At 72.5% G+C, this 25,760-nt stretch carries 13 protein-coding genes and 1 pseudogene; 6 read left to right on the plus strand and 8 right to left on the minus strand.

The window, feature by feature from the left end:
• Nucleotides 1-30: 30 nt before the first annotated feature.
• On the minus strand, nt 31-6,825 hold the full coding sequence (locus MXD95_RS12355; protein ID WP_308301483.1) for an SDR family NAD(P)-dependent oxidoreductase: 6,795 nt from the start codon (nt 6,823-6,825) through the stop codon (nt 31-33).
• 880 nt (nt 6,826-7,705) lie between these two features.
• Here MXD95_RS12355 and MXD95_RS12360 point away from each other — a divergent pair.
• From MXD95_RS12360 to MXD95_RS12370, 3 genes are all read left to right on the plus strand, one after another.
• Nucleotides 7,706-10,570, plus strand: a complete 2,865-nt coding sequence (locus tag MXD95_RS12360; RefSeq protein ID WP_250640732.1) for an AAA family ATPase — start codon at nt 7,706-7,708, stop codon at nt 10,568-10,570.
• Between the two features lie 301 nt (nt 10,571-10,871).
• Entirely contained in the window at nt 10,872-11,669 is a 798-nt protein-coding gene (locus MXD95_RS12365) for a thymidylate synthase (RefSeq protein ID WP_250640733.1), read from the plus strand.
• Nucleotides 11,666-12,124: a dihydrofolate reductase gene (locus MXD95_RS12370; protein ID WP_250640734.1), complete on the plus strand. Its 459-nt coding sequence runs from the start codon at nt 11,666-11,668 to the stop codon at nt 12,122-12,124. Before MXD95_RS12365 ends, MXD95_RS12370 begins: the two co-directional genes overlap by 4 nt.
• A gap of 65 nt (nt 12,125-12,189) precedes the next feature.
• Here MXD95_RS12370 and MXD95_RS12375 read toward each other — a convergent pair whose 3' ends face one another.
• Complete coding sequence (locus tag MXD95_RS12375; protein ID WP_250640735.1) at nt 12,190-17,622, minus strand: diguanylate cyclase; 5,433 nt, start codon at nt 17,620-17,622, stop codon at nt 12,190-12,192.
• Nucleotides 17,623-17,896: 274 nt separating this feature from the next.
• Nucleotides 17,897-18,100: a DUF6294 family protein gene (locus tag MXD95_RS12380; RefSeq protein ID WP_250640736.1), complete on the minus strand. Its 204-nt coding sequence runs from the start codon at nt 18,098-18,100 to the stop codon at nt 17,897-17,899.
• 200 nt (nt 18,101-18,300) lie between these two features.
• Here MXD95_RS12380 and MXD95_RS12385 point away from each other — a divergent pair, with 200 nt between their 5' ends.
• A complete protein-coding gene (locus MXD95_RS12385; protein WP_250640737.1) occupies nt 18,301-18,978 on the plus strand; it encodes a uracil-DNA glycosylase in 678 nt (225 codons plus the stop codon).
• Between the two features lie 557 nt (nt 18,979-19,535).
• Here MXD95_RS12385 and MXD95_RS12390 read toward each other — a convergent pair.
• Both MXD95_RS12390 and MXD95_RS12395 read right to left on the minus strand, forming a co-directional pair.
• A complete protein-coding gene (locus MXD95_RS12390; protein ID WP_250640738.1) occupies nt 19,536-20,015 on the minus strand; it encodes a hypothetical protein in 480 nt (159 codons plus the stop codon).
• Nucleotides 20,016-20,255: 240 nt separating this feature from the next.
• The gene (locus tag MXD95_RS12395) at nt 20,256-21,044 is read right to left on the minus strand and encodes an IclR family transcriptional regulator (protein WP_250640739.1); all 789 of its coding nucleotides are present in this window, start codon (nt 21,042-21,044) and stop codon (nt 20,256-20,258) included.
• A 213-nt stretch (nt 21,045-21,257) separates the two neighbouring features.
• Between MXD95_RS12395 and MXD95_RS12400 the strand changes: the two are divergent.
• Nucleotides 21,258-21,446, plus strand: a pseudogene (locus MXD95_RS12400) (response regulator); the annotation flags it as partial.
• Nucleotides 21,447-21,528: 82 nt separating this feature from the next.
• Here the strand turns inward: MXD95_RS12400 and MXD95_RS12405 are convergent.
• Nucleotides 21,529-21,942, minus strand: a complete 414-nt coding sequence (locus MXD95_RS12405; protein WP_250640740.1) for a peptidylprolyl isomerase — start codon at nt 21,940-21,942, stop codon at nt 21,529-21,531.
• A 635-nt stretch (nt 21,943-22,577) separates the two neighbouring features.
• Between MXD95_RS12405 and MXD95_RS12410 the strand changes: the two genes are divergently transcribed.
• On the plus strand, nt 22,578-23,513 hold the full coding sequence (locus MXD95_RS12410; protein WP_250640741.1) for an NAD-dependent epimerase/dehydratase family protein: 936 nt from the start codon (nt 22,578-22,580) through the stop codon (nt 23,511-23,513).
• Between the two features lie 452 nt (nt 23,514-23,965).
• Here the strand turns inward: MXD95_RS12410 and MXD95_RS12415 are convergent, their stop codons facing one another.
• Both MXD95_RS12415 and MXD95_RS12420 read right to left on the minus strand, forming a co-directional pair.
• Complete coding sequence (locus tag MXD95_RS12415; protein WP_251078256.1) at nt 23,966-24,850, minus strand: glutathione S-transferase C-terminal domain-containing protein; 885 nt, start codon at nt 24,848-24,850, stop codon at nt 23,966-23,968.
• A gap of 54 nt (nt 24,851-24,904) precedes the next feature.
• Nucleotides 24,905-25,696, minus strand: a complete 792-nt coding sequence (locus MXD95_RS12420; RefSeq protein WP_250640743.1) for a TauD/TfdA dioxygenase family protein — start codon at nt 25,694-25,696, stop codon at nt 24,905-24,907.
• Nucleotides 25,697-25,760: the final 64 nt, after the last annotated feature.

Here is a 25,760-nt window from a genome sequence, read left to right on the forward strand (position 1 = left end):
TGCGGCATGCGTACTCCCGTGGTCACCGGATCAGGGTGTTTCAAGCTCGGAGTCGAGAAGGTCGAACAGGTCGTCGTCCGAGTCAGGTGCGAGTTCCACGCCGGCCGGGGGCTCGGCGACCAGATCGGTCAGCAGCCCCCGGAGCCGGCGGGCGATCCGCGCCCGTTCCGGGGCGGACTCGGGGCCGAGCGCGGACAGGACGGACAGGGCCGGCGCGAGCCGGTCGAGTTCCGTACGGACGTGGGCCACCGCCGCGGCGGCCGACCTCCCGTCGACCGTGGCCCCGTCGACCATGACCCCGTCAACCGTGACCCCGGCGGCCGGAGCGCCGCCCGCGCCGTCCTGACCGCACAGCGCACCGAGTTCCCGGGCGAGCGCCACCGGAGTCGGATGATCGAACACGGCCGTCGTCGGCAGTCGGGTTCCGGCTGCCGCGTTCAGCCGGTTGCGCAGCTCGACGGCGGTGAGCGAGTCGAATCCCAGGTCCCGGAATGCCGCGTCGGCGCCGATCGCCGTGACCGAGCCATGCCCGAGCACCGCGGCCGCGTGCGTGCCGACCAGCGCCAGCAGCGTCCGCAGGCGCGCAGGCTCCGGCTGTCCCGCCAGTGTCTGGCGCAACACGAGCGGTGCGTCCGCCGCCGCCTGCTCCCGGGGGCCGGACGATGCCGGTCCCACCGCCCGGCGGACCGCCGAGATCTCGTCGAGCAGTCGTTTCGGGCGGCCACGGGCCAGCGTGCGGACCAGCCGATCCCAGTCGACGTCGAGGACAACCGACGTGGCGAGATCGTGATCGAGGCTGTCCTGCAGGGCCTTCGTCGCCAGCTCCGGACGCATGTCGATCAGACCGTGGCGGCGCAGCCGCTCGCCGGCCGCCCCCTCGACCATGCCCCCGTCGGCCCACAGTCCCCACGCCACCGCGGTCGCGGGCAGGCCTCGCGCCCGGCGGTGTTCGGCCAGCGCCTCCAGGTAGGCGTTGCCCGGGGCGTAGTTGGCGACCCCGGGCAGGCCGAAGGTCGCCGTCACCGACGAGAAGAGCACGAACGCGTCCAGGTCCAGCTCGCGGGTCAGTTCGTGCAGATGCCATGCGCCGCCGGCCTTGACCCGCGCCACGCCCGCCATCCGCTGCGCCGTCAGCCGGTCCACCACCGTGTCGTCGAGGACGGCCGCGGCGTGCACGACAGCGCGCAACGGCGGCCCCGCCGCCAGGCCCGCCAGCAGATCCGTGACCGCCTCCCGGTCGCCGACGTCGCAGCTGACCAGCGACACCTCGGCGCCGAGGCCGCGCAGCCGCGTGGCCAGCTCGGCCGCACCAGGAGCGTCGGCGCCGCGCCGGCTGGCGAGGACGAGACGCTCGGCGCCGGCCCCGGCGAGCCACCGCGCGACCGACGCCCCCACGCCGCCGGTCCCACCGGTGATCAGGACCGTGCCCCGCGGTCGCCACGGCCGGTCCGCCGCACCGGGCAGCGGGGCGGGGGTGATCCGCCTGACCAGCGCCGCGGACGAGCGGATCGCCAGCTGGTTCTCGCCGTCCGGGTCGCGCAGGATGGCGGCGAGCAGGTCGAGGTCCGCCGCTGTGCCGTCGTCGGCGAGGTCGACGGTCCCGCCCCACAGGTCGGGGTACTCCAGCTCCGTGACCTGCGCGAGGCCCCACACCAGCGCCTGGGCCGGGCTCGGCAACGTGTCGCCCGCGACGGCGCGCACCGCTCCCCGGGTCACGCACCACAGCGGCCCGTCAGCCCCGGCGTCGCTGAGCGCCTGGAGCAGGGTCACCGTCGCCGCATGACCGCGGACGAGCTCGGGATGACCGGGATGCGGGTCGGTATCCAGGGCCAGCAGCGACAGCACGCCGGCCCGGGAGCCGCCCGCCAAAGCCGAGGACAGCTGGCCGGTCAGCGCGTCCCGATCGACCGCGGCCGGATCGACGCGGAGCATCGCCGGTCGCATGCCGGCACGGGAGAACGCGGCGGCGCAGGCATCGGCAAGGGCGGCCGCGTCGCCGGCCGGCACGACGATCAACCAGGAGTCAGGGCCGGTGCCCGCGGTCGCCCCGGCCAGCGTTGACCCGGCCAGCGTTGACCCGGCCAGCGTTGACCCGGCCGGCATCGGACGAGGCGGCATCGAACGCCAGGCGACGCGGTAACGCCAACCGCTCCCGGCGGCCTCGGTGGGCGTCATCGCCGACGGGGGATCGAGCCAGAACCGCTCACGTTGGAACGCGACGGTCGGCAGGTCGACCGGGCGCGGCCGGTCGCCGCGGGGGTCCGCGAACGCGGCGGTGAAGTCGACGGCCACGCCGCGTGTGAACAGTTCGGCGGCGCCGGCCAACAGCCGTTCCCGGCTCCCGTCGCCGCGGCGCAGCGAACCGACGACGACGACCGACCGGTCCGCCTGCGCCGCAGTCTCCTCCACCGCGGCCGTCAGGACGGGGTGGGGGCTGATCTCGACGAACGCCCGGTGCCCGTCGGCGAGCAGCGACTCGGTGGCCTGCTGGAACTCCACCGTTCCGCGCAGGCTGCGGTACCAGTAGCCCGCGTCGAGCGTGGCGGTGTCCAGCTCCGATCCGGTGAGACTGGAGTAGAACGGGATGGTGGCCGGTCGTGGGGTGACGTCGGCCAGCTCCTGGTGGAGGCGCTCGCGCAGTGCCTCCACCTGTGCCGTGTGCGAGGCGTAGTCGACGGGAACCCTCCGGGCCCGAATGCCGTCGGCCTCGCAGCGCGCCAGCAGCTCGTCGAGCGCCCGCGGATCACCGGCCACGACAAGTGATCCAGGCCCGTTGACGGCGGCGACCTCGAGGCGACCCGGCCAGGACCGCAGCGACACCTCGAGGGCGTCGCGGGGCAGCGACACCGAGACCATGCCGCCGCGGCCGGCCGCCGCGGCGCGCAACCCCCGGGCCCGGACGCAGACGATCTTCGCCGCGTCTGGCAGGGAGAGCGCGCCGGCCACACAGGCCGCCGCGATCTCGCCCTGGGAGTGCCCGACGACCGCCGCGGGCTCGACCCCGTGGGACCGCCACCACTGGGTGAGCCCCACCATCACCGCGAACAGGACCGGTTGGACCACGTCGACCCGGTGCAGGCTTGGTGCCCCCGGCTCGCCGCGCACCACGTCGAGCACGGACCAGCCGGTGTGCGGGGTGATCGCGTCGGCGCACTCACGCAGGCGGGCCGCGAAATCCGGCTCGTCGGCCAGCAGGTCGCGGACCATGCCGTCCCACTGGGAGCCCTGGCCGGGGTAGACGAAGGCGATGTCGCCTTCGATGTCCGCGACGCCCCGGGTCAGGTTCGCCGCCGGCTGGCCGGTCTCGAGCGCGCGCAGCCCACGGCGGAATCCGTCGACATCCGCGGCGGTGACGACGGCGCGATGACTCAGCGCCGCACGGGTGGTGGCCAGCGCATGGCCGGTGTCGCGCGGCCGGGCCAGTGCCGGGCCCAGCGCCGCGCCCGGCATCGTGCCGGCCGCGGCCTCGTCCGCCTCGGCCTGGACCCGCAGGCGCCGCGCCTGCGCGGCCAGTGCCGCCTCCCCGCGCCCGGACACCAGCCATGGGACCACCGGCGTGGCGGGATGATCGGGCCCAGCGGAGTCGGCCGGATCCGGCGTCGCGGCGGTCCTCGCCGGTCCGGTGACGGTGCCGGCCGCGGTGACGGTGCCGGCCGCGGCGGCGGCGGCTGGAGCCTGTTCGAGGATGGCGTGGGCATTGGTCCCGCTGATCCCGAAGGAGGAGACGCCGGCCCGCCGGGGGCGGACCGTCGCCGGCCACCTGGTGCTCGCGGTCAGCAGCCGGACCGCACCCGAGGACCAGTCGACGTGCGGTGTCGGCGACGTGACGTGCAGCGTCTTCGGTAGCCGGCCGTGCCGCATCGCCAGAATCATCTTGATGACGCCCACCACCCCCGAGGCCGCCTGCGGGTGGCCGACGTTGGACTTCACCGAGCCCAGCCACAGGGGGCGCTCGGCCGGCCGGTCCCGGCCGTAGGCGGCGAGCAGTGCCGCGGCCTCGATCGGGTCGCCCAGGGCAGTGCCGGTGCCGTGGGCCTCGACGACGTCGACGTCATCCGGGGCCAGACCCGCCGCGGCCAGCGCCCGCTGGACGACCCGCTGCTGGGACCGTCCGTTGGGTGCGGTCAGGCCGTTGCTCGCCCCGTCCGAGTTGACCGCGCTGCCACGGATCAGGGCGAGGATCGGATGCCCGGCTCGGCGGGCCGTCGACAGCCGTGCCAGGACCAGGACCCCCGCGCCTTCGGCCAGCCCGAACCCGGCCGCGTCGGCGGAGAAGGCACGGCACCGGCCGTCGGCGGACAGCGCGTTCTTCCGGCTGAACTCGATGAACGAGCCCGGATGCGGCATCACGGTGACACCCCCCGCCAGCGCCAGCGAGCACTCCCGGCGGCGCAGCGCCTGCGCGGCGAGATGGATGGCCACCAGCGAGGACGAGCAGGCCGTGTCCACCGACACCGCCGGTCCCTCGAGCCCAAGCACGTAGGCCACCCGCCCGGAGGCGACGCTCGCGGTGGTGCCGGTCAGGACGAAGCCCTCGAGTTCGGTGGGGGCCGCGTCCAGCCTCGGGCCGTATCCCTGCTCGGTCACCCCGGCGAACACCCCGGTGTCGGTACCGCGCAGACTCGTCGGGTCGATCCTGGCCCGTTCCAGGGCCTCCCAGGAGGTCTCGAGCAGCAGGCGCTGCTGCGGATCCATCGCCAGCGCCTCCCGCGGGCTGATGCCGAAGAAGGCGGCGTCGAACGCGGCCGCACCGGTCAGGAAGCCTGCCTCGCGCTGCCGATTGGGACCGTGGTGGGCTGGCTGGGCGGCGGTGAGCTGGTCGAGGTCCCAGCCACGGTCACGCGGCAGCCCGCCGACCACCTCCGCGCCGTCGTCGAGCAGCCGCCACAGCGCGTCCGGGTCGTCGATGCCTCCGGGCAGCCGGCAGCTCATCGCGACGATCGCGATCGGCTCGTCGAGATCCGCGCCCGCGCCATGGCCCGCGCCGTCCGCTTCGTCGGCGCCGTCCGCTTCGCCCGCGCCGCTCCGGGTGGTCGCCGACGTGCCCGCCGTGGCGTGCTCCCACGATCCCCGCTCGCCGGTGGCTTCGAGCTCGGCCAGCAGATGACGGGCCAACGCGCGAGAAGTCGGGTGATCGAAGACGAGGGTCGGCGCCAGTCGTAGGCCGGTCAGCTCGCCGAGCCGGCTGCGCAGCTCCAGCGCCGGCACCGAGTCGAGACCGATCTCGCGCAGTGCCGCCCCGGGTGGCACCGACTCGGCCGATGGGCACCCTAGCAGGGACGCGGTCTCGCCCCGCACCGCCGCGAGCAGGATCCGTTGGCGCTGCGCCGGTGACCGGCCGGCCAGCCGCCGCAGCAGCTCGGGCCCCCCGGCCGCGCCCAACGCGTCACCAGCCACCGCGCCGCCGGCCGCCACATCGCCGGGCACCACATCGCCAGGCGCCGCGTCATCGCGGGGCACCGCGTCGCCGATCGGGGCCGGATCACCGTGCCCGGCCGGCCGGCCCACATCCTCGAGAAGTTGGCCGCCGGTGCCGGAGAAGGCCACCGTCCAGTCGACCGCCACGCCTCGCACCCAGGCCTCGGCGAGCGAGAGCAGGAACCGGCGAGGGCCGTCCTGATCGCGGCGCAGGGAGGCAAGAATCGCCGTCGGACCGACGGGAGCATCCGGGGCATCGACGATGTCCCGCAGGCTCCCGGTGAGCACGGGATGCGGACTGATCTCGATGAAGGCGGCGCCCGCGGCCGTGGCGTGAGCGAGATGAGCGGCCCGGGCCGCCCGGGCGAACTGGACCGGCTCCCGGAGAACTCGATACCAGTGGTCAGCGGTCAGGCCGCTCCCGTCGAGGACATTCCCGGCCAGGCCGGAGTAGAACGGCAACCGCCCCGATCTGGGTGCGACCGGTGCCAGGTCGCGCAGCAGACGGTCTCGGACCCGTTCGATCTGGCCCGAGTGCGCGGCCAGGCCGACCGCGATCCGGCGCGCCCACACGCCCCGCGCCGCATAACCCGCGACGGCCCGGCGCACGGAGTCCGCGTCACCGGAGATCACAACGGAGGACGGACCGTTGACCGCGGCGATGCCCACCCGGTCTCCTTCGGCGGCGAGATCGCCTCCGACCTCGGCCGCGGGCAGCGACACCAGGGCCATCTCGCCCTGACCGGCGAGGGTCTGCTGCGCCTGGCTCCAGCGTGCCGCGACACGCGCGCTGTCAGCGAGGGAGAGGGCACCGGTCAGCCAGGCCGCCACCGGCTCTCCGACGCTGTGACCGATGGCGGCCACCGGCTCGACCCCGAACTCGCGCCACATCCCGGCGAGCGCCACCATCACGGCGAACAACGCCGGTTGGACCACGTCCACGCGTTCCAGCGTCGGCGCCCCCGCACCGGCGCTGGAACGCAGGATGTCGACCATCGGGCGATCCGTGAACGGCGCCAGCGCCTCGGCCGCCGCCCGGACAGCGGCGTCGAAAGGGCCCCACTCCGCCATGAGATCCGTCGCCATTCCCGGCCACTGGGAGCCCTGCCCGGGAAAGACGAAAACGGGGCGCACGGCATTGCCGGCCGGGCCGTACACGACGCCCGGAGCGTTTTCACCGCGTGCGAGGGCCTCCAGGCCGCGTACGAAGTCGTTGCGGGTCGCGCCGACCACGACGGCGCGGTAGGGCGACGGAGTCACCCGCGATGCCAGCGAAAACCCGACGTCCAGCGGACGGCCCGCGGCATCGGAGCGGTATTGCGCGCACAGCTCGGCCGCCCGCATCCGCAGACCCGCCGGGCCAGCGGCCCCCAGAACCCACGGGATGACTCGGCGGACACCATCCACGCGAGAATCCCACAATGCTATCGACCCCGTCATCAGCGTCCACTCAATGGAGTATTGGATCGGCCGGGCGACCGCACCGTTCACCGGCGGCGCATCATCGCAGCTCTTATCCTGATTGACCCTCGACCGCCGCGACAACCCCTACGACCCGTGCTGGCGGCAGCGCCAATCGGCACAGTGAGATGAGAAACAGGGGGCCATAGGGGTACAGCATCGCGGCCGTACACGAAAGTCTTGTCGACCCTTCTTGGGAACCGCGAGCTCCGTCGGCTTTCCGCGCTCCCCGCGCGAGCGGCGGCGCTCTCGCCGCCGAGCAGGTTCCCCCGGCTCCCCCCGGGGCTCGGCGCGAGGCGGCCGCCGGTCGGTGACCACCGGACGCGGCCAGCAGGCACACAAGCCGGCAGTCCCACAAGCCGGAGGCCCCACAAGCCGGAGGCCCCACGCGCCGGGTCGCAGCCGCGGGCCCCTCCACATCTGCGGACGATTGGGGGCTATCCCCCCGCCACCCCACTGCGTTGCACACAGCCTGTGGATGGAGACACACAGCCATCTATTCTCGCCTATCATGCAGAACCGTTACAGATTGCTTCTTTCAGTTTGCCCTGAGCACTTCCTATTGATCTGATATCGAACGTCCGCGAGCCACATGCGACAGAGACCGAGGTCCATCCGCCGAGAGACGCACCTGACTGATCGGCCGCGCCGGCATCGATCGGAGCACCCCGTCCCCTCCACCGGCGACGATCACCTCCGCCCAGCCCACGGGCAGCGAGCGGGCATCCCGACGCGCCATCGCCGGGACCACGCTCCCCCGTCACCACCTCGTCCACCCAGCTGCCCGCAGGGCCCGTCCACCACATCCGCAAGGAGACCGCCGACCATGATCTTCGTCGCGCGCGAGGCCGAAATAGCGGTTTTTGAAAGCTTGCTCGCCGATTGCGCGAGCGATCCTCCAAACGGTCAGATCGCCCTTGTCACCGGCCCGACCGGGATCGGAAAAAGCGCGCTCCTGCGCGCCTTCTCCGAGCGAGCCGTAGCAACCGGAATTCGCCCGCTGCGCGCGATCGGGTGCGCCGAGAACAACTCGCTTCCATTCCGGCTGGCCCAGGAGCTGTTCAGCGAATTCGCCGATGATTCGCGCCATCACCACCTGGTGACCAGGGCGATCGACAACTACGTGGCGCTCACCCTGGACCGCTCGGGCGGGGAGGAGCTGACGGCAGCCTACTCCCGGGTGCTGGGCGGTATCGAGGTGTTTCTGCGGGACCTCGGTACTCGGGGCCCGGTTCTCGTCCTGGTGGACGACGTAGACAGAGCGGACCCCGTATCCCGACGGTGCCTCATCGATATCATGCAGCGAATCACCTTCCTCCGCGCCCTGATCGTGTTGGCGGAGCCCACCACCGGCGAAGCCGCCTGGGAAACCGCGGCGGCGAGCAGGGTCCTGCTGCAGCCGCAGGTCACCCGCATCCGGCTGCCGCCGCTGTCCGCCGAGGACGTCGGCCTGATCATGGACCGGCGGACCGGTAGCGGGACAACCCAGCTGGCGCGGGCGGTCCACCGGGCCACTGGCGGAAATCCCCTCCTGGTACGGGCACTGATCGAGGACCATCAGGCGGCGATCGGCCAGCTGGCCGCGCCGCCCGCGACGGAGCCGGTGGCCGGGCTGGCCTTCGAGCGGGCGGTACTGTCCTGCCTCGAACGCGCCGGGCCGGCGGTCCTGGACGTCGCCCAGGCGGTGGCGGTGCTGGACGACGCCGGGCGACCCGACCGGATCTCCCGGCTGCTCGGCAGCCCCGCGGACGCCGTCGACCGAGGGCTTCGCGTGCTGGAACAGGCCGGGCTGCTCGAGAACCTGTGCCTGCGCCATCCGGCGGCCCGCCGCGCGATCGCGGCTGACATCCACGCCGACCGCCGCCTGGAACTGCACCGACGCGCCGCGGCACTGCTGCATCACGACGGCGCCCGGGCCGGTGACATCGCCCGGCACCTGGTCGCCGCGCGGCACACCGAGGACGTCTGGGTTCTGCCGGTGCTGCGGGTCGCGGCGGCCGAGGCGGAGGCGGACAACCAGCTGGCCAACGCCGTCGAGTTTCTCCAGCACGCCGCCCGGGCGTGCTCCGCCAAGTCGGAACGCAGCGCGGTCCTGCTGGACGCGGCGGAGGTCGACTGGCGGCTCAGCCCGTCCACGACGTTTCACTACCTGCCGCGCCTGACGGCCGCGGCGCGCGAGGGCCATTTGGTGGGCCGCCGGGCGGTCGACTTCGTGGCGGCGTCAGCCTGGCACGGCCGGTTGGCCGAGGCGTCAGCGGCACTCGTCCACGTCAGCGAAGCGAGCACGCGACGCGGCGGGCAGGTCGCCGCCGACCTCGACGTCGGGCGGCTCCTGCTGTTCTGCACCTATCCGGGCCTCATGGACCAGGCCCACCACGTCTCCATCGCATCGGCGGCGCGGCCGCTGAACCCGGCCACGACAGATCCGGTCGAACGTGCCGCGCTCGCGCTGGCGGCCGTGATCACCGGCCGTGGGCACGCCCTGGCCAGTACCGAGGCGGAACATCTGCTCCAGAACGTGCCGCCGACCCACACCGGCATCAGGGTCGTCATGTCCGCGGCGCTCGTTCTGATCTACACGGACCACCTCGCCGCCGCCACCACCGGCACCGACATCCTCAGCTCGCACCCCACGATCACCCGTTCGAACACCTGGCGGGCACTGGTCTCCGGGCTACGGGCCGAGATCGCGCTGAGACGGGGCGACCTGCCCGATGCGGAAAGACACGCCCGCGCAGCGCTGACGGATGTGACGCCGCACGGCTGGGGGGTCGGCCTCGGCGCGCCGCTGGCGAGCCTGCTGCTTGCCATGGTCCGCATGGGCCGTCTGACCGAGGCCGCACGATGGCTGACGACCCCAGTCCCGGAAGCGATGTTCCAGACCCGGTTCGGTCTGCACTATCTGCACGCCAGAGGGCACTTCCACCTCGCGACCGGTCGACCGCACGAGGCGCTCGCCGACTTCGGCACCTGCGGCGATCTGATGATCCGCTGGGGGATGGACGTGTCCGGCCTGGTGGCCTGGCGGACCGACGCCGCCGAGGCACACCTGCGGATGGGCCAGCGCGACCGCGGCCGGAGCCTGGCCGAGGAGCAACTCAGCCGGGAGGGATTCACCACCTCGAGGACATCGGGAAACGCGTTTCGGCTGCTGGCGGCCGCCAGCGAACCCGGCGCACGGCTGCGCCTGCTGCGGCAGTCCGTCGAGGTCCTGCGCCAGGTCGGAGCCAGAGTGGACCTCGCCCGCGCCATGGCCGACCTGAGCATGGCCTATCACGTCAGCGGCGACACGGCCCAGGCCCGCTCCATCTCGCGAGGCGCCCGACTACTGGCGAACCAGAGCCGGGCCGAGGCGATCGTCGAGCCACCCAGACAACGCGGCAGCCGCGGGCATGAGGAGTCGTACGGGGCTGCGCGGCAGTACCCACCGGCCGCGGTCGACACACTGTCCGACGCCGAACGGCGGGTCGCTTCCCTGGCCGCCCTGGGACACACCAACGGGGAGATCGCGGACCGGCTGTACATTACGACCAGTACCGTCGAACAGCACCTGACCAGGGTGTATCGGAAGCTGAACGTACGGTCCCGGGCAAATCTGCCCGCTGTGCTCACCCCGGCGTCGCCGCGCCCTCCTCCGGTCAGACTCGGGTGGGAGGCCTCGCGGGTGCGGGTCGCCACCCCGTCGAGATGAGCTGAGACAGGACCCACCTCGACGGGACGCGTCCGCCAGCGCTCCGCGAAGGAGGAGGAGGTTCGCGCCTGGCGGGCGCCGGGCCTCGAGCTCGTCAGCTCAGGGCTCGGATCAGGACCGGTGGCCCGGCGGCGGGCAGCGGCGCCCACTCCCAATGCCCGGCGTGGGTGTCACATCGCAACGCCGCCACGATGATGTTCACGGACCGCCCACAATCGCTGGCCGCCGGTCCGCGGTCCGCGAGCCGAAGAGCTCATACACCGGCCCAGGCCTTCGGATCCGCTCATCTAGGCTTGCGGGCATGCCGGACACGCAGTACGAGGAGCTCCTGGGTCACGTGCTGGACGCGGGTGCCCGCAAGGCGGATCGCACCGGCACGGGCACCCGGTCGATCTTCGGCCACCAGCTGCGTTACCGGTTGTCCGACGGCTTTCCGCTGATCACGACGAAGAAGGTCCACTTCCGTTCGATCGCCTACGAGCTGCTGTGGTTCCTGCGCGGCGAGGCGAACGTGTCGTGGCTGCGGGAGAACGGGGTCACGATCTGGGACGAGTGGGCCGCGCCGGACGGCGACCTCGGCCCGGTCTACGGCGTGCAGTGGCGATCGTGGCCGACCCCGGACGGCGGGCACATCGACCAGATCAGCGAGGTGCTGCGCACGCTGCGGGAGAACCCCGACTCGCGGCGGATCATCGTGTCCGCGTGGAACGTCGCCGACCTCGGGCGAATGGCACTGCCGCCGTGCCACGCGTTGTTCCAGTTCTACGTCGCGGGCGGCCTGCTGTCCTGCCAGTTGTACCAGCGCAGCGCGGACCTGTTCCTCGGCGTGCCGTTCAACATCGCGAGCTACGCACTGCTCACGCATATGATCGCCGAACAGGTGGGGCTCGGGGTCGGGGACTTCATCTGGACCGGCGGCGACTGCCACCTCTACGACAACCACATCGACCAGGTCCGCCGTCAGCTCACCCGTGAGGCGCGGCCGTTCCCGACCCTGCGCCTGTCCCCCGCGACCAGCCTGTTCGACTACACCTACCAGCACCTCGCGCTCGACGGCTACGACCCGCATCCCGCGATCGCCGCACCGGTGGCGGTGTGATCGGGCTCGTCTGGGCGCAGTCGGCGAACGGGGTCATCGGCCGCGACGGTGCCCTGCCCTGGCACCTGCCCGAGGACATGACCCACTTCCGCGCCCTGACCACCGGCGCGACCGTGCTCATGGGCCGGCGCACCTGGGAGTCGCTGCCGCCCCGGTTCCGGCCGCTGCCCGGCCGGCGCAACCTCGTGCTGTCGAGCACGCCGCGCCCGGATGTGGAGACGTTCCCCGACCTGTCACAGGCGCTCGGTGCCGTAGCCGGTGATCTGTGGGTGATCGGCGGCGGCGCGGTGTACCGGGCAGCGCTGCCGTTCGCCGACCGGATCGTCGTCACCGAGATCCGTGAACACTTCGACGGCGACACCCACGCACCCGACGTCGGGCGCCCGCCGAACTCCCTCGGGGCATGGCAGGCGTCGACGAGTGGCCTGCACTACCGGTTCCTCACCTGGGGCTGAGGAATTCACCCCGGGGCCGGTTACGGCACGGCGGAGACGACCGGCATGGGATGCCGGGCTGGTCGTCAGTTCTGCCGGCCGGCCCGGGCCGGCGGATGGGGGTGGGCCGAGACGGTCCGGTTCCGGCCGGTGCTCTTGGCGACGTACAGCGACTGGTCGGCGCGTCCCAGCACCGCGGACAGCGACGGCTCGTCCGGGTCGAAGATCGCGGTGCCCACGCTGACGGTGACGTGGAGCGGACCGGCGGACGTCCCCACCGGCCGGGCGCAGACGGCGCGCCGAAGGCGTTCGCCCAGCGCGTGTGCCTGCTCGGTGCCGCCGGCGACGAGGACGGCGAACTCCTCCCCGCCGAGCCGGCCGGCGAGCTCCTCCCCGCGCACGCAGCGCTCGATCCGGCGGGAGATCTCGACGAGCACCTCATCCCCGACCGCGTGCCCGTGCAGGTCGTTGACCTGCTTGAACCGATCGACGTCGATCATCGCGGCGGAGGTCGGCCGACCGGCGGACATCCGCGCCCGCGCCCGCGCGGTCGCCTGTTCGACGAAGTGCCGCCGGTTGGGCAGGCCAGTGAGGACGTCGGTGGCGGCCGAATGCCGGGCCTCCTCGTACAGGCGGGCGTTGTCGTACGCGGTCGCCGCGGTGCCCAGGACCATCCTCGCCACCTCCGCCTGCGGGCCCGCACCGTCCGCGCCGGGGGAGCCGGCGAGCACGATGATGGTCGGGACGGCGCACGGCGGTGTGACCGGCAGCGCCAACCAGGATCGCAGCGGATGGGACACGCCCGGAAGACGGATGGCCGCCGCGGCCGGGCTGCCACCGATCGTGGCGCCGGTGAAGGCGGGGGTCAGCACCGTGCGCGCGTCCTCGACGGCCGCCCCGACCGCACCCGGGTCGACGTCCCCGTGGACCTGAATGACCCGGATGGTCGACCGGACGTCCTGGCGCAGGACCCACACGCCGTCGTGCGGCAGCACCGGTCGCGCCGCGGTCAGCATCCGACCCAGGATGTCCCGTGAGCGCAGGGTCGAGCCGGCCTGTTCGGCGACGTCGCGCAGGGCCTCGGCGAGCTCACGCTGGCGGCGCTCGGCGGCGAGGTGGGTCTGCAGGCGCGCGGCCTCGGCGGTCCGCAGCGCCACCCCGACCTGCTTGGCCAGCGTGACGAGGACGTCAACGTCATCCTCGGTGAACAGGCCCTTGGCCACCTGGCTGTCCACGTAGATCACACCGGAGGCACCGCCCTCGATCGTGATGGGCGCGGCCAGGATGCTGCGCAGACCGTGCTGGACGGCACTGTCGGAGCCGAGCGCCGCGCCCTGCGCGGTGCCGGTGACGACCAGTGGCCGTCCATCCGCGTGCACCCGGGCGACGATGCTGTGGGCGTAGGACGACAGGCCCGTCGCCGCGCCGTCCCGCGCGGTGTGCCCGGCGTGGGGAACGAGGGTCACGGACCGGCCCTCCCCGGCGGGCCCGTCCTCGGGTCCGGGCCTGGCGTCGTCTCCGGCGACCACGGCGGCCGCGTCCTTCGGAAACAGGAGCAGCGCCCGGTCGGCGCCGAGGATGTCGGTGATCTCGGTGAGGACGATGTCGGCCACCGCCTCCGGGTCGACGGCACCGTTCGTGGCGGCGCTGACCCGCAGCAGCGCGTCGAGGCGGCGCCGATCCCGGGTCGAGCCCACCACGCTTGGCCCTCTGGCCGGGCTGGGCATGGGATCGGAGAGTCCGAACTCGCGGCGCACGGCACGTCCGCGGGGGATCCAGCCGTGTGCGTCGGCCAGCGCGAGCGCGTGGCCGGCCTCCTCTCGGGCCTGCCGGTCCCGGCCGAGGGACCGCAGGCAGCGGGCGCGTTCCACGCACACGTCGAAGATGATGCGGGGAGCATCCAGCCGGGTCGCCAGGTGCTGCGCCGCCGTGAGCCAGCGCAGGGCCCACCAAGGCCGGCCCGCGATCTGCTCCGCGATCGCCCGGAGCACCAGCAGGTCGGCACGGAACAGGGGCAGCGCCGCTGCCGGCAACGCCTCCCGCAGACAGCGGCGGGCGACGCGGGCCCGCTCGGTTCGTTCACTGCCCGTCGCGGCCCGGGCCTGTTCGAGGCGGCCCCGAGCCTGGACGAGCCAGTAGTGCCGGTGGAACTTCGCGCTGCGCCACGGCGAGCGGCCCTTGGCCTGGGCCGAGGCGACCAGGCGGTCGAAGCCCGCGCCGGCGCCCGCTGCTCCCGCCTCGGTGCCGGCCTCCTCAAGCTCGGTCTCGATCAGGTTGTGGTCGACGATGAAGGTGCGCACCGGTTCCTCCCGTGCCGACGGCAGGGCGGCGAGCACCGATTCGAGGTCCTCGCCGGCACCGCCAAGCGAGCGTGCCATCCGGGACCTCATGATCCGGATGTCGTTGAAGACGTAGTCGATGCCGTAGGCGTTCGGCTGCAGGCAGGCCAGGCCCTCCCGCCACAGGCCCCGGTAGTCGTAGTTCATGGCGAGGGCCGTCACCGCGTCGTCGTACAGGGACGCGTCGACCCAGCGGGCCGCCCGGCGCAGCGTCGCCTCGAGCTGGTCGCTGACGACGGTGGTCTCGCCGAGGAACTGCAGGGCGAAACCCGTGTACAGGTCCACCTCGGCCAGCAGGGCCGGATTGCCGGTCTTCTCCGCCAGCACCCGGAACGTCCTGATCGAACGGCGCGTCGGCCGCCGGCGGCCCATCTCCGCCGCCGCGCAGTTGATGATGCTGTGGCCGCGGATGAACAGCTCACCGAAGCCCAGCCGCTTCATCACGTACAGCCCGCCCAGATGCCACAGAAAGGTCGGGGCGTCGGACAGGAACAGCGAGTTGGGCCCGCCGATCTCATGCAGGCGCAGCTCGATCTCGTAGCGCCGCCGGGCCGGCCCGGTGGCCGTCCCGAAGCCGGTCGCCGGCCAGCGCATGGCCAGCGCGCACAGCATCCGGCCGAACGCGACGGGGCCGACCAGCACGGGGCCGGGGATCGGCCGGCCGGCCTCGGCGAGGCCCCGCCGGACGTGGGCCGCGGCGGCACCGTAGTTGCGCATTCCGTGCTCGATTCCCGCCGCTTCCGCGTGCAGCGCCGCGCGGGCCAGCGGGTCCGCTTCCAGCGTCAGGGCGCGGGCGAAGTGGGCGCGAGCCCGGTCCGGCTTCACGATGCGGGAGCAGGCCAGGCCGAAGCCCGTCTCGAAGGCGCCGTCCGCGGCGATACCGGCCCGCGCGGCGGCACCCGCGGCCACCCGGAACATGCCCTCCGCCTCGACCGGAGCGCGCCCGGCGAGCGCGGCCTCGGCCGCCGCCCGGGCGAGGCGGTAGAGCCGGGGCGCGGGAAGTCCGCCGCTGACCGCGTGCCGGGCGAGAGCGAACCGGGCGGCGCCCCGCACGGTTCCGGCCGCCTCCATCGCGTCCGCGATCGCCACGTGCCGTCGGCGCAGGCCGTCGGCGCTGATGGTCGACAGCAGTGCCTCCCGCACGCAGTCGTGCACGAACGACCAGCGATCCGATGACCAGCCCCCCGCCCTCGACGGCCCGCCGCTCGACGTCGACGACCAGCCGCCCGGCGGCCAGCTCCCCGGCTTCGACGACCAGATGTCCGGCTCCGGTGACCAGCCCCCGCCCGGTTCCGGCGACCAGCCGTCGGGGGCCGGCGTCACGAGCTGGTGATGTTCCGCTTCGGCGAGGACGAGCCGCGTGTGTTCCGGCGTCACCCCGGCCGCCGCGGCGAGCAGCGTGACATCGAACTGGTGCCCGATCGCCGCCGCGGTGCTCAGCACCGGCAACGACGAGGAGTCCAGCATGCCGACCCGGCGCCGGATCAGCCCCAGCACCTCGTCCGGCAGGGCGAGTGAGTCCAGTCCTTCCCGGTCGAGGTCGAAACCCTCCCATGACGGCCGGATCAGGCCCGCGTCGATCACCGCCCGCACATACTCGAAGACGGCCAGCGGGCAGCCGGAGGAACGGACCGCCACCTCCCGGACGAAGCGGTCGTCGGCGACGTCACCCAGGCAGCTGCGGACCAGCTCGGCGACCTCGGGCTCGCCCAACGGCTCCAGCCGGATGTCGAGGCGCGGCGACCTGCCCGCCGGCAGGAGGCGCTCGGCCCGGCGGGCCGTCGCGACGACCAGCAGCGGCGCCGGCTCCGGGTCTCCCACGATCTCCTCCAGGAGCTGCCGGTCCGCCGCCCCGAGCCACTGGGTGTCGTCCACCCACAGCAGCAGGCCGCCGCTGCGCCGGGCCAGCTCCCGGACCAACCGAGCGACAGCCAGCCGCAGCTGGACGCCCGCGTCGCCGGTCGCCGCCGATCCCGGCCGGCGCGGACCGTCCGGACCGCCCAGGGACGGGTGCAGACCGGCCAGCACGGCGCCGTCGTCACCGGCCGCCGCCCGCAGCCGGCCGACCGAGGCCCCGGGAGCGTGCAGCCAGCTCTCCACCAGCGCCTGGAACGTGACGAAGGGAGCGTCGGCCCGTTCGGCGCACTTCGCCTCCATCAGCATGGCGCCCGGCACCGCCCGGGCCTCCCGGACGAACGTCCGCATGAGGTGTGTCTTTCCCATCCCCATGTCCCCCGTGACGCCCACGACCGTTCGTTCACCCGCCGGTCCGCGGGCACGATCCCAGGCGGCCCGTAGCTGCCCGAGCGGCACCGCGCGTCCCACCGGCTGGTCCGACGGCGGCCGGGGGAAGGTCCCGGCGACCGCCGCCGGCGTGTCCGGCCCGGCCACGGCGGCCAATGCCGCGACCAGGTCGTCCGCGGACTGGAACCGGTCGTCCGGATCCTTGGCCAGGAGGGTGGCGACGATGTCCACGAGACCGGGTGGGAGGTCGTCGCGGACGCGACGCGGGTCCGGGGGCATGGCGACCGCGTGCAGCCGCATCAGTTCGGCGACGTCGCCCGCCTCGAACGGCGGGCGTCCGGTGAGACAGGCGTGGAGCACGACGCCGAGGGCGTAGAGATCCGAGCGCGCGTCCACCGGCCGGTTCAGCATTCCGCTCTGCTCGGGCGCGCTGTAGAGCACGGTCCCGACCATTTCGTCCCGCGGGACGCCGCCGGCGCGGCCCAGCAACCCGAAGTCCACCAGGACCGCCTGGCCGTCCGACCTGATCATGATGTTCGTCGGCGTGACATCCTGGTGCACGAGGCCCAGCCGGTGGGCAGCGGCGAGCGCCCCCGCGACGTCCAGGCCGATGCGCAGGGTGGTCGGAACCGTCAGCGGTCCGGCGGCGAGCCGGGCCGCCACCGGCTCGCCCTCGATCAGCTCCAATATCAGGTAGGGACGGCCGTCGGCCTCCCCCGCGGCGAACACCCGGGCGATGCTGGGATGCCGTAGGCAGGCGAGCACGGTCGCCTCCCGCCGGAAGGAACGGATCACCTCACACGGTGGAACACCCCGGGACACCTTCACCGCATAGCCTCGGCCGTGCCGCTCGGCGTGATACACCACGGCCGAGGCTCCCCGGCCCAGTTCGCTTCCCAGGCTCACCCCCGGGATGATGACCGCTGCCACACTCACCGGTTCCTTCCGTGACCCGCCCCCCTGATCGTCATGGTCCGGCCGGCGCGGGCCCTTTATCTCTCACTATCACCCGTCCGTACCGGGTCCGCATCCCGGCGTCACGCCCGGCGACATCGGCACCCGTGACCGCCTGCCACTCCGTGCCGCCCTGTGCCGGCAGGTCCAGGTCCCCGGCGGACGCGCTGAGCGACGACCGGATCGCCCGGGAGCGGCACAGTATGATCACGGGGGTCGGGTGGGCACACCAGAAGTCCAGGTGCGAGACGCGGGCCTAGCAGTGCACGGTCAGACCGATCCTGTGGATCCGGGAGTAGAGGCTGGGCGGAAAGGTGCCGCTGGCCAACCAGTGGTACGGCTGCCGGTGGTCGGGCAGGTTGTGGATGAACTCGTGGGGATCACGGGGATTCTGAACCGCGTTGTTGTCCAGCAGCAGGGCGACAGCAGCGGCGCTGACCATCCTACGAAGCGGGAACATGCGGACCCCTCTCGTTGTCTCTCGATTCCTCGCCCAGCCGGGTCCGCGACGCATAACGCAGCATCAACATGGATCTTCCCCTAATGAAACCCGGACAGATTGTCCGCGCCTTATCCCAAGCGGTCCCGGCCCCAGCTGATCGCCACGACTGTGGGCCCGCCGGCAGGTGGGGTCGGTGGTGCGACGTAGGCTGATCAGCCATGCCGGGGCAACCACTGCGGGAACTTGTCGAGCCGGGCTGGGCGCAGGCCCTCGAACCCGTGGCGGGGCAGATCAGCGCCATGGGTGACTTCCTGCGCGCGGAGATCGCGGCTGGTCGCAGCTACCTGCCGGCCGGGCCGCATGTGCTGCGAGCCTTCCAGCAGCCGTTCGACGACGTGCGGGTGCTGATCGTCGGGCAGGATCCCTACCCGACTCCGGGGATGGCCATCGGCTACAGCTTCGCGGTGGCGCCCGAGGTGCGCAGTCTGCCGGGCAGTCTGCAGAACATCTTCCAGGAGCTGTGCGCGGACGTCGGCGTGCCCAGACCGTCCAACGGTGATCTGACCGGCTGGACGCGCCAGGGTGTGCTGCTGCTGAACAGGGCGCTGACGACGGCGCCGCGCCAGCCCGGCTCGCATCGGGGCAAAGGCTGGGAGCTGGTCACCGAACAGGCGATCCGGGCGCTGGCCGGACGAGGAAAGCCGCTGGTCGCGATCCTGTGGGGTGCCGACGCGCGCAGCCTGCGACCGTTCCTGGACGGCGCCGCGACCATCGAATCCGCCCATCCGTCACCGCGGTCGGCCGACCGCGGCTTCTTCGGTTCCCGGCCGTTCAGCCGAGCCAACGACCTGCTGCTTCGCCAGGGTGCCCAGCCCGTCGACTGGAGTCTCCCGTAGTCCGCTTCGCGTGCGCTCGCGCCACGAGCCGGACCCGCTCGCCAGGACCCATGCGGGCCCGCAGGCCTCCGGCTGCCCTTTCCCGTCCGACCCCGGCAACGCCGGCCCGAATCCCATGATCGCCACGCCGTGCGGTCGGCCACCGACCAAGATCCGTCCAAACAGGTCGCCGTGGGGGGCGAATCGGACACGAATGCCCCCACAGCGACCTGTTTGGATCTTGACCGGACCAGCTCTGCCACGGAGGGTGACTTCCCGCCGCAGGGTCCTCCGCCGAGCCTGAGGAGGGGAAGGGAAGGCGGGGGCCCCAGCAGGACGGCGGGAAGGTGGTCGGCAGCAGTGTCCGCAGGGCCCGGCGAACAGCCAGAACAGCCAGGACCGTTGGACCGCCAGGACCGCTGCCCCCGTTGGAGCGTCATGGACCGCCAGGGGCGCCGCCCACCGTGGAACCGCCAGGGATCGCCGCCGCCGTGGGACCGCCAGACTGCCACCGTGGAACCGTCAGGAACCGCAAGATGGCTGGTCGCGGCGGTCGCGCGGGCGGCGGGCGGTCTGGATCAGGTGCGGGCGAGGTACTGGCGCGGGTAGGTGTGGGTCTTTCCGTTGCTGAAGTGCTGAGTGAGGGTTGCCGGCAGCCCGGTCCACCTCTGCGCCGGGGTGATGAAGACGCTCTCGGTCAGACCGTTGTAGCGGAACGTGACGGTCAGGGACACGCCCACGTAGCCCCAGCGCACGCTGTCGGGCGCCTTCCAGAGGAAGGGGTTGTTGTTCGGCAGGCCCAGCCAGGGACGGCCGATGACTCGGACCGACGCGGTTGACCACTTGTCGCAGTCCGTGAAGCTGATGATGATGTTGACCAGCCTGCCGTCGGGTGCGTAGGAGTGCCAGTTCCCGGCATAGGGGTGACTGGTGCCGCAGTTCACGGTGGCCGCACGGGCCGCCGGGGGGTGCGCGGCAACGGTGAACCCGACGGCGAGTGCCAGGGTCAGGGCCAGGGCCGCCAGACGGCGGGCGGGAAGCGCGAGGCGGGCGGTCACGTGTCCTCCTGGGACGGGTCGCGGGGGCCGTCCGGGAGACCGGGCAACCGGCGGCGAAACCCAGGGTCTTCGCCGCCGGCCCGTTGCGCCGCGTTCTGTCGCGACCTGGCCACGGCCCCGGTCCGCTCACCGGGACGCCCGCCCTGCGCGTACACCGCACCCTGCGTTCGCGCGATCCTGCCCGCGGTCGTCGAGCTTGCGTGTCCGTGCGCGCACGTGTTCACGCGCGCGGGTGTCGTGCTACTCGCACCAGACCGACGTCGACGGGCCGGGTGGCGGCGGGCCGGGCAGCCTTGTGCCGAGCCGGGTCGCGGTGTGCCGGAGGCGGTCGACGAGGTCCGGCGCGAGCCGCGGCGCCAGCACCATGGCGGTCAGCGCGGCGAGCACCGTCCCGTCCAGGCTGCGGATCGGTACCGACACGCAGCAGACGCCGGTCACGAGATCCTGCCGGTCGTAGGCGACGTGGTGCTCGCGGATCTCGGCGAGGGCACGCTGCCACTGCCGCGGCGACATCGACGGTGGTCCGGCCGGGTCGGACCGGTCGACCAGGTCGGACCGGTCAGCCAGGTCGGACCGGTGCGCGAGCAGGAGCTGGCCGCCGGCGGTGTCCAGGCGCCGTGATGTCGGGCTGTCGCCGAGGTCCAGGCCGCGCTCAGCGGCGGCGCTGGTGGCGGCGACGACCTGGTCGTCGCGCAGGACGACGACGGCGACGGCCGCGCCGGTGGCGGCGCTCAGCGCGGCGACGGGCTCCCGGGCCATGCGAGCCAACCGGTGCAATGACCGGTCGGGGGCGGTAATCCGCCGCAGGCCCGCGCCGATCCGGTAGCCCCCCGCGCCGTCCCGGTCTACGGCGCCCACCGCGGTGAGCTGCTCGACCAGGCGGTGCACCGTCGACTTCGGCAGGCCGGTCGTCCTGGCCAGTTCCGACAGGCCGGTCGAGTGGTACCAGGACAGCGCGTCGAGAATGCCGAAGGCGCCCTCCAGCACCCCGCGCCCACGTGTCGGTGCCAGACCATCGGACCCTGCCACGATGCCGCCTCCCCCGAGATCGACCACCCGGCTGTACGGCGAAACCGTCGAACATACGGGAGCAGGAGTGATCATAGGGCCGGCGGAAGTGCGGGACCGTCGAGATACTCGAACGGGCGTCGGAGTTGGCCACGGCGATGAGCGAATGGGCGGCGGGAACGGCGGTTTCCGCGGCGATGTCACCGGGCTGCTTGTCGCTTCGCAGGACAGGGGATGCGGGTCGTCGGCGCCGCGCGGGACGGCGCCGAGGCGGTGAAGCTCGCCGGCCAGCTGCGTCCCGACCTGGTCCTCAGGGACATCCGGATGCCCGATCTGAACGGCATCGACGCCACTCGGCGGATCACCGCGCACCCGGCCAGCCGGGTCATCATCCTGACCTCGTTCGACCTGGACGAGTATGTGTTCGCCGCGGCCACCCTCACCGGACGGGCCCCACCGCACCAACGGTGGGGCCCGCACAAGTGGCCGACTCGGTCGCTAGTCGTCAGTCCCTGCCGTCGCCCTTCCAGTCGTCCTTGTTCCAGCCGTCCTTGCGATCATGGTCCTTCTTCCAGCCATCCTTGCGATCATGGTCTTTGTTCCAGCCGTCCCTGTTCCAGCTGTCCTTCTTCCAGTCATCCTTGTCCTTGTCGCCGAACCAGTCGTCCTTGTGTCGGTCATCGTTGTGGCGGGCGTCCTTGTCGTCGAACCAGTCGTCCTTCTTCCAGTGCCCATCCTTTCCCTTGTCGTCGAACCAGTCGTCGTCGAACCAGTCGTCCTTGCGGTTGTCTTTCCGCCACCCGTCGTCTCCCCAGCGGTCGGCCTGCGCGACCGTCTCCCGGCCGTCCGACGCGAAGGCGCTCGAAGCCGCCGGCCCCAGTGCGACGAAAATGGTCGCCGCGCTCGACAGCGCGACCACTGCGGCCCGAGTTCTCATCGATCTCTGCACGGTTCTCTCCATTGCTTTCAGAAGAGCAGCCAATCAGGGTCGCGGGAAAGCGTATCCGGTCTGCCACGGGCCGCAAATCCAGCCGCCAAACCTCGCTATATATTCGGAATTCTTTCCGGGTTTTTGCACATCTCGACCGGGCCCCGGGCGCCGGGCCATGCGGGCAGATTGCGGCGACGGCGCGACATTCCGGGCAGGGCGCAGATGACCGTGCTCGCGGTCGCCACGGGATCGACGTCGGCGATCGTCCGACGATGGTGATCGGCGAGCCGGCCGGGACGGGGCGCCCGCAGGCCTCGAGGGCGGCCTCGAACGCCTCGGCCGCCGCGTCCTCGGCGACGTGTCAGTGCCCGGTCGGTGCCCTCGAGACTGGAACCGTGCCAGGACGCCCTTCACGACGACCTACTCATCCCGATCCTGCTTGCGGCGCGCTGCGTGCGTGGCCATCGCAGGAGGAGATGAGGGCGTAGGGTTCGGCGAGAGACGCCGCGTCCGGGGATGGACGTGGGCGGTGAGTTGCCGGGGTGAGGCCATGCGTGCGCAGCGCCTCTCTTCTCCATGCCCTGAAACAGCGGTAACTCCTGCCTGAGAAAGGCATCTCCCTCATGCATCTCCTGATCCTGGGTGGAACCAGGTTCGTCGGCCGCGCCGTCGTGGACGCGGCGCTCGCCGCCGGCGCCGAGGTCACCCTGTTCAACCGGGGGCTGACCGCCCCGGGACTGTTCCCGCAGCTGGAAACCGTGCTCGGTGACCGGAGCACGGACCTGTCCGCCCTTGCCGGACGGCGTTTCGACCTGGTCATCGACTGCGCCGGGTACGAGCCGGCCGTGGTCGCCCGCTCGGTCGCCGCCTTGGGCGAGGCAGTCGACCGGTACGTTTTCGTCTCCTCCGTCTCGGTCTACGCCGACCAGACCACTGCGCCCGTCGAGGGCGCCGTCGTCCGCGAGGACGACTCCTACGGTGGCCGCAAGGCGGCGTGCGAGCGCATCGTGCTCGCCGGCTTCGGCGATCGCGCCCTGATCGCCCGGTCCGGGCTCCTCGTCGGCCCGCACGACCCCACCGAGCGGTTCGCCTACTGGACGCGGCGCTTCACCCGCGGCGGCCCGGTCCTCGCCCCCGGCCATCCGGCCGATCCCGCCCAGTTCCTCGACGTCCGGGACCTCGGCGCGTGGCTGGTCGACGCGACCGCGTCGGGCATCCACAACGCGGTCGGGCTGTCGCTGCCGATGGGCGAACTGCTCGACGTCTGCCGCACGGTCGCGGGCTCGAACGCGCCGCTCGTCTGGAGGTCCACCGCGGACCTGCTGGCGGCCGGGGTCGCGCCGTGGATGGGTGTGCCTCTGTGGATCGGCGATCCGGCCTGGAGCGCGGCCAACCTGGTCGACGGCCGCCGCGCCCGCGCCCACGGCCTGCGGACCCGCCCGATCGTCCAGACCGTCACCGATGTCGCGACCTGGGACGCTGCCCGCGGCGGCCCCCTCGACGGACGTGAGCCCCTGCCCGCCGACGACGAAAGGCGACTCCTGCTCGCCACATCCTGACGCCGACCCCGTTCGGCGGCTGCCGAGTGATGCTGGCAGCCGCCGAACGGTCTGGCGCCGACAGAGGCGATTCCCCTTTCCCCTGTTCCACCGTGCCTGGCCCCGGGCGAGCAGGAGCCGCATCGCGGCGAGTTTCACCCGTCTCCACACCGTCCGTCCGACCGGTACCCAAGCTACCCGCGCGTCGGGACGGGGATGGTGTTCCTACTACAGGGCTACGAAGGGTGTTATGCCCTGGTTTGCCCCTGCAGAAGCGACACCGAAGCGCTGTGGCCACTCCAGGCCGCGGCGGCGCGGCCCTCGTACCACTGCTGGGTGTGGTCGGCGATCATGACGCCCTGGCCCGGCCCGATCGACGTGTCACGTCGTCCTCGCACCATCCCGCCGTCCCCGTCCCCGTCCCCCCGTCCCGTCACCGTCACCGTCCCGTCACCAGTCAGCCCGGTCGCCCGTCAGCCGGCCGCGGGAGTGTCCCAGCCGGGAGGGACGGTGGGATCGGCGAAGGTGGTGAAGTCGGTCGTCGCCCGGAAGGCGGGCAGCTGGTACAGGCGGCGGGCATAGGCCCACAGGTTCGGGTGGTTGCGGCGTTGCGCGTCGTCGGCGCGTCCAGGATAGCGGGCAAGCGAGACCCACAGGCGGATGTCGGCCTCGGTGAGCTGGCCGCCGACCAGGTACGGGGCGTCGGCGAGGCGGGCGTCGAGCCGGGTGAACGCGCCCTGCAGCGCGGCGCGGGCCGCCTCGTCGTGGGCGGCCCGGTGGACGCCGCGGTTCACCGCGGGACCGATCCAGGAGTCGAGCTCGGCGATCTCGGCGCGCAGGTGCTCGGGGTAGATGTCGGCACCGTTGGACCAGGCCCCGAACTGGGTGGCCAGATCGATGCCGAGGGTGACGAAATCGTTGCTGACGACCCGGCGGGTCTCCCGGTCCCACAGCGTCGGCACGGAGACGTGGCCGTCGAAGCCGGGCTCGGTCGCCTCGTAGGCGTCGCGCAGCAGGGTGAACCCGTTCACCGGGTCCGGTCCGTTGGATTCGCGAAATGCCCAGCCGCGGGCGTCCCGGCTGTTGTCGACGTAGGACACGCTGATGACGTCCTCGAGTCCGTTCAGCGCGATCTGCAGGATGACCCGCTGCGCCCAGGGGCAGAACCAGCCGGAGTAGATGTGGTAACGCCCCGGCTCGGCCCGATATCCGCTCGACCCGTCCGCGGTGATCCGTGCGGTGAACCGATACAGCGGCCGCGGGTCCCCCGGGTCCTGCCTGATCGTGTACTGGCCGTACGTGGCGACGTCGGTCGGGCTGGCAAAGAGGGAACTCACTTGTTGGGACACGCTCGTCATCCTCCTGGTTGGGCCGGCCTGCCCGGCTGCCGCGGTTGGGGCGGCACAGCCGGTTCAGCCGCCGATGACCTTGCGGTAGGCCCGTGGGCCATCGTAGTCGTTGACCGCGAAATGCCAGGTGGCCTGGTTGTCCCAGATGACGAAGTCGCCGGGCTTCCAGCCGAAGCTCACGGTGTAGTTCGGCGAGGAGGCGTGCTTGAGCAGAAACGGCAGGAGCGCCTCGCCCTCGGCGGCGCTGATGCCGCCGGTCAGGCGCAGCGCCGAGGAGCTGAGGAACAGCCCCTCGCGACCGGTGTGACGGTGGGTGCGCACCACGGGATGCTCGACGGTCTCGGTCACCGGCGGCCGGTTATAGGTACCGTCCCCGGGATAGACGTCGTACACCGCGCTGACCGATTGGAGTAGTCGCCGGAACGGCTCGGACAGACCGTCGTAGGCCGCTTGCAGGTCCGCCCACAGGGTGTGGCCGCCAACCTCCGGCACCACCTGATAGGTCAGCGACTCGAGGTTGAACGGCGGGGTGCGCCACACGCCGCCGACGTGCCACGTCGAGGCGGCACCCGCCTTCTCAAGGTCGAAAGTATACACCAGCCGGTTGTCCTCATGACGGCGCAGCCACGTGGGGTGGTCGAACGGCTCATCGAAGATCCGCACAGCCCGCACGTGCGCGGCGGGGGAGAGATGTTGGCCGCGGAAAACCAGGACCTTGTGCGCCCAGAAGTCCTCGCGCAGCGCCTGCGCGGTGGCCTCGTCAACGCCGCTCCCCAGATTCACGCCGACGATCTCGGCCCCGAGGACAGGACTGGCCTGACGGACTTCGTAAGGCGCGGTACGGGCGGTGGTCACCGTGTCCCCCTTTGCCTAGGCGCGACGTCTGATCTGACACATCGGTCAGCCGGACGCTAACTCC

Source organism: Frankia sp. AiPa1, from assembly GCF_023243075.1.
Lineage (GTDB): Bacteria > Actinomycetota > Actinomycetes > Frankiales > Frankiaceae > Frankia.

Excerpts from the sequence above, each read along its gene's own strand:
- MXD95_RS12360 (WP_250640732.1), top strand. The coding sequence starts at position 7,706 with ATGATCTTCGTCGCGCGCGAGGCCGAAATAGCGGTTTTTGAAAGCTTG.
- MXD95_RS12410 (WP_250640741.1), top strand. The coding sequence starts at position 22,578 with ATGCATCTCCTGATCCTGGGTGGAACCAGGTTCGTCGGCCGCGCCGTC.
- MXD95_RS12385 (WP_250640737.1), top strand. The coding sequence starts at position 18,301 with ATGCCGGGGCAACCACTGCGGGAACTTGTCGAGCCGGGCTGGGCGCAG.
- MXD95_RS12365 (WP_250640733.1), top strand. The coding sequence starts at position 10,872 with ATGCCGGACACGCAGTACGAGGAGCTCCTGGGTCACGTGCTGGACGCG.
- MXD95_RS12380 (WP_250640736.1), bottom strand. The coding sequence starts at position 18,100 with ATGTTCCCGCTTCGTAGGATGGTCAGCGCCGCTGCTGTCGCCCTGCTG.
- MXD95_RS12415 (WP_251078256.1), bottom strand. The coding sequence starts at position 24,850 with ATGACGAGCGTGTCCCAACAAGTGAGTTCCCTCTTTGCCAGCCCGACC.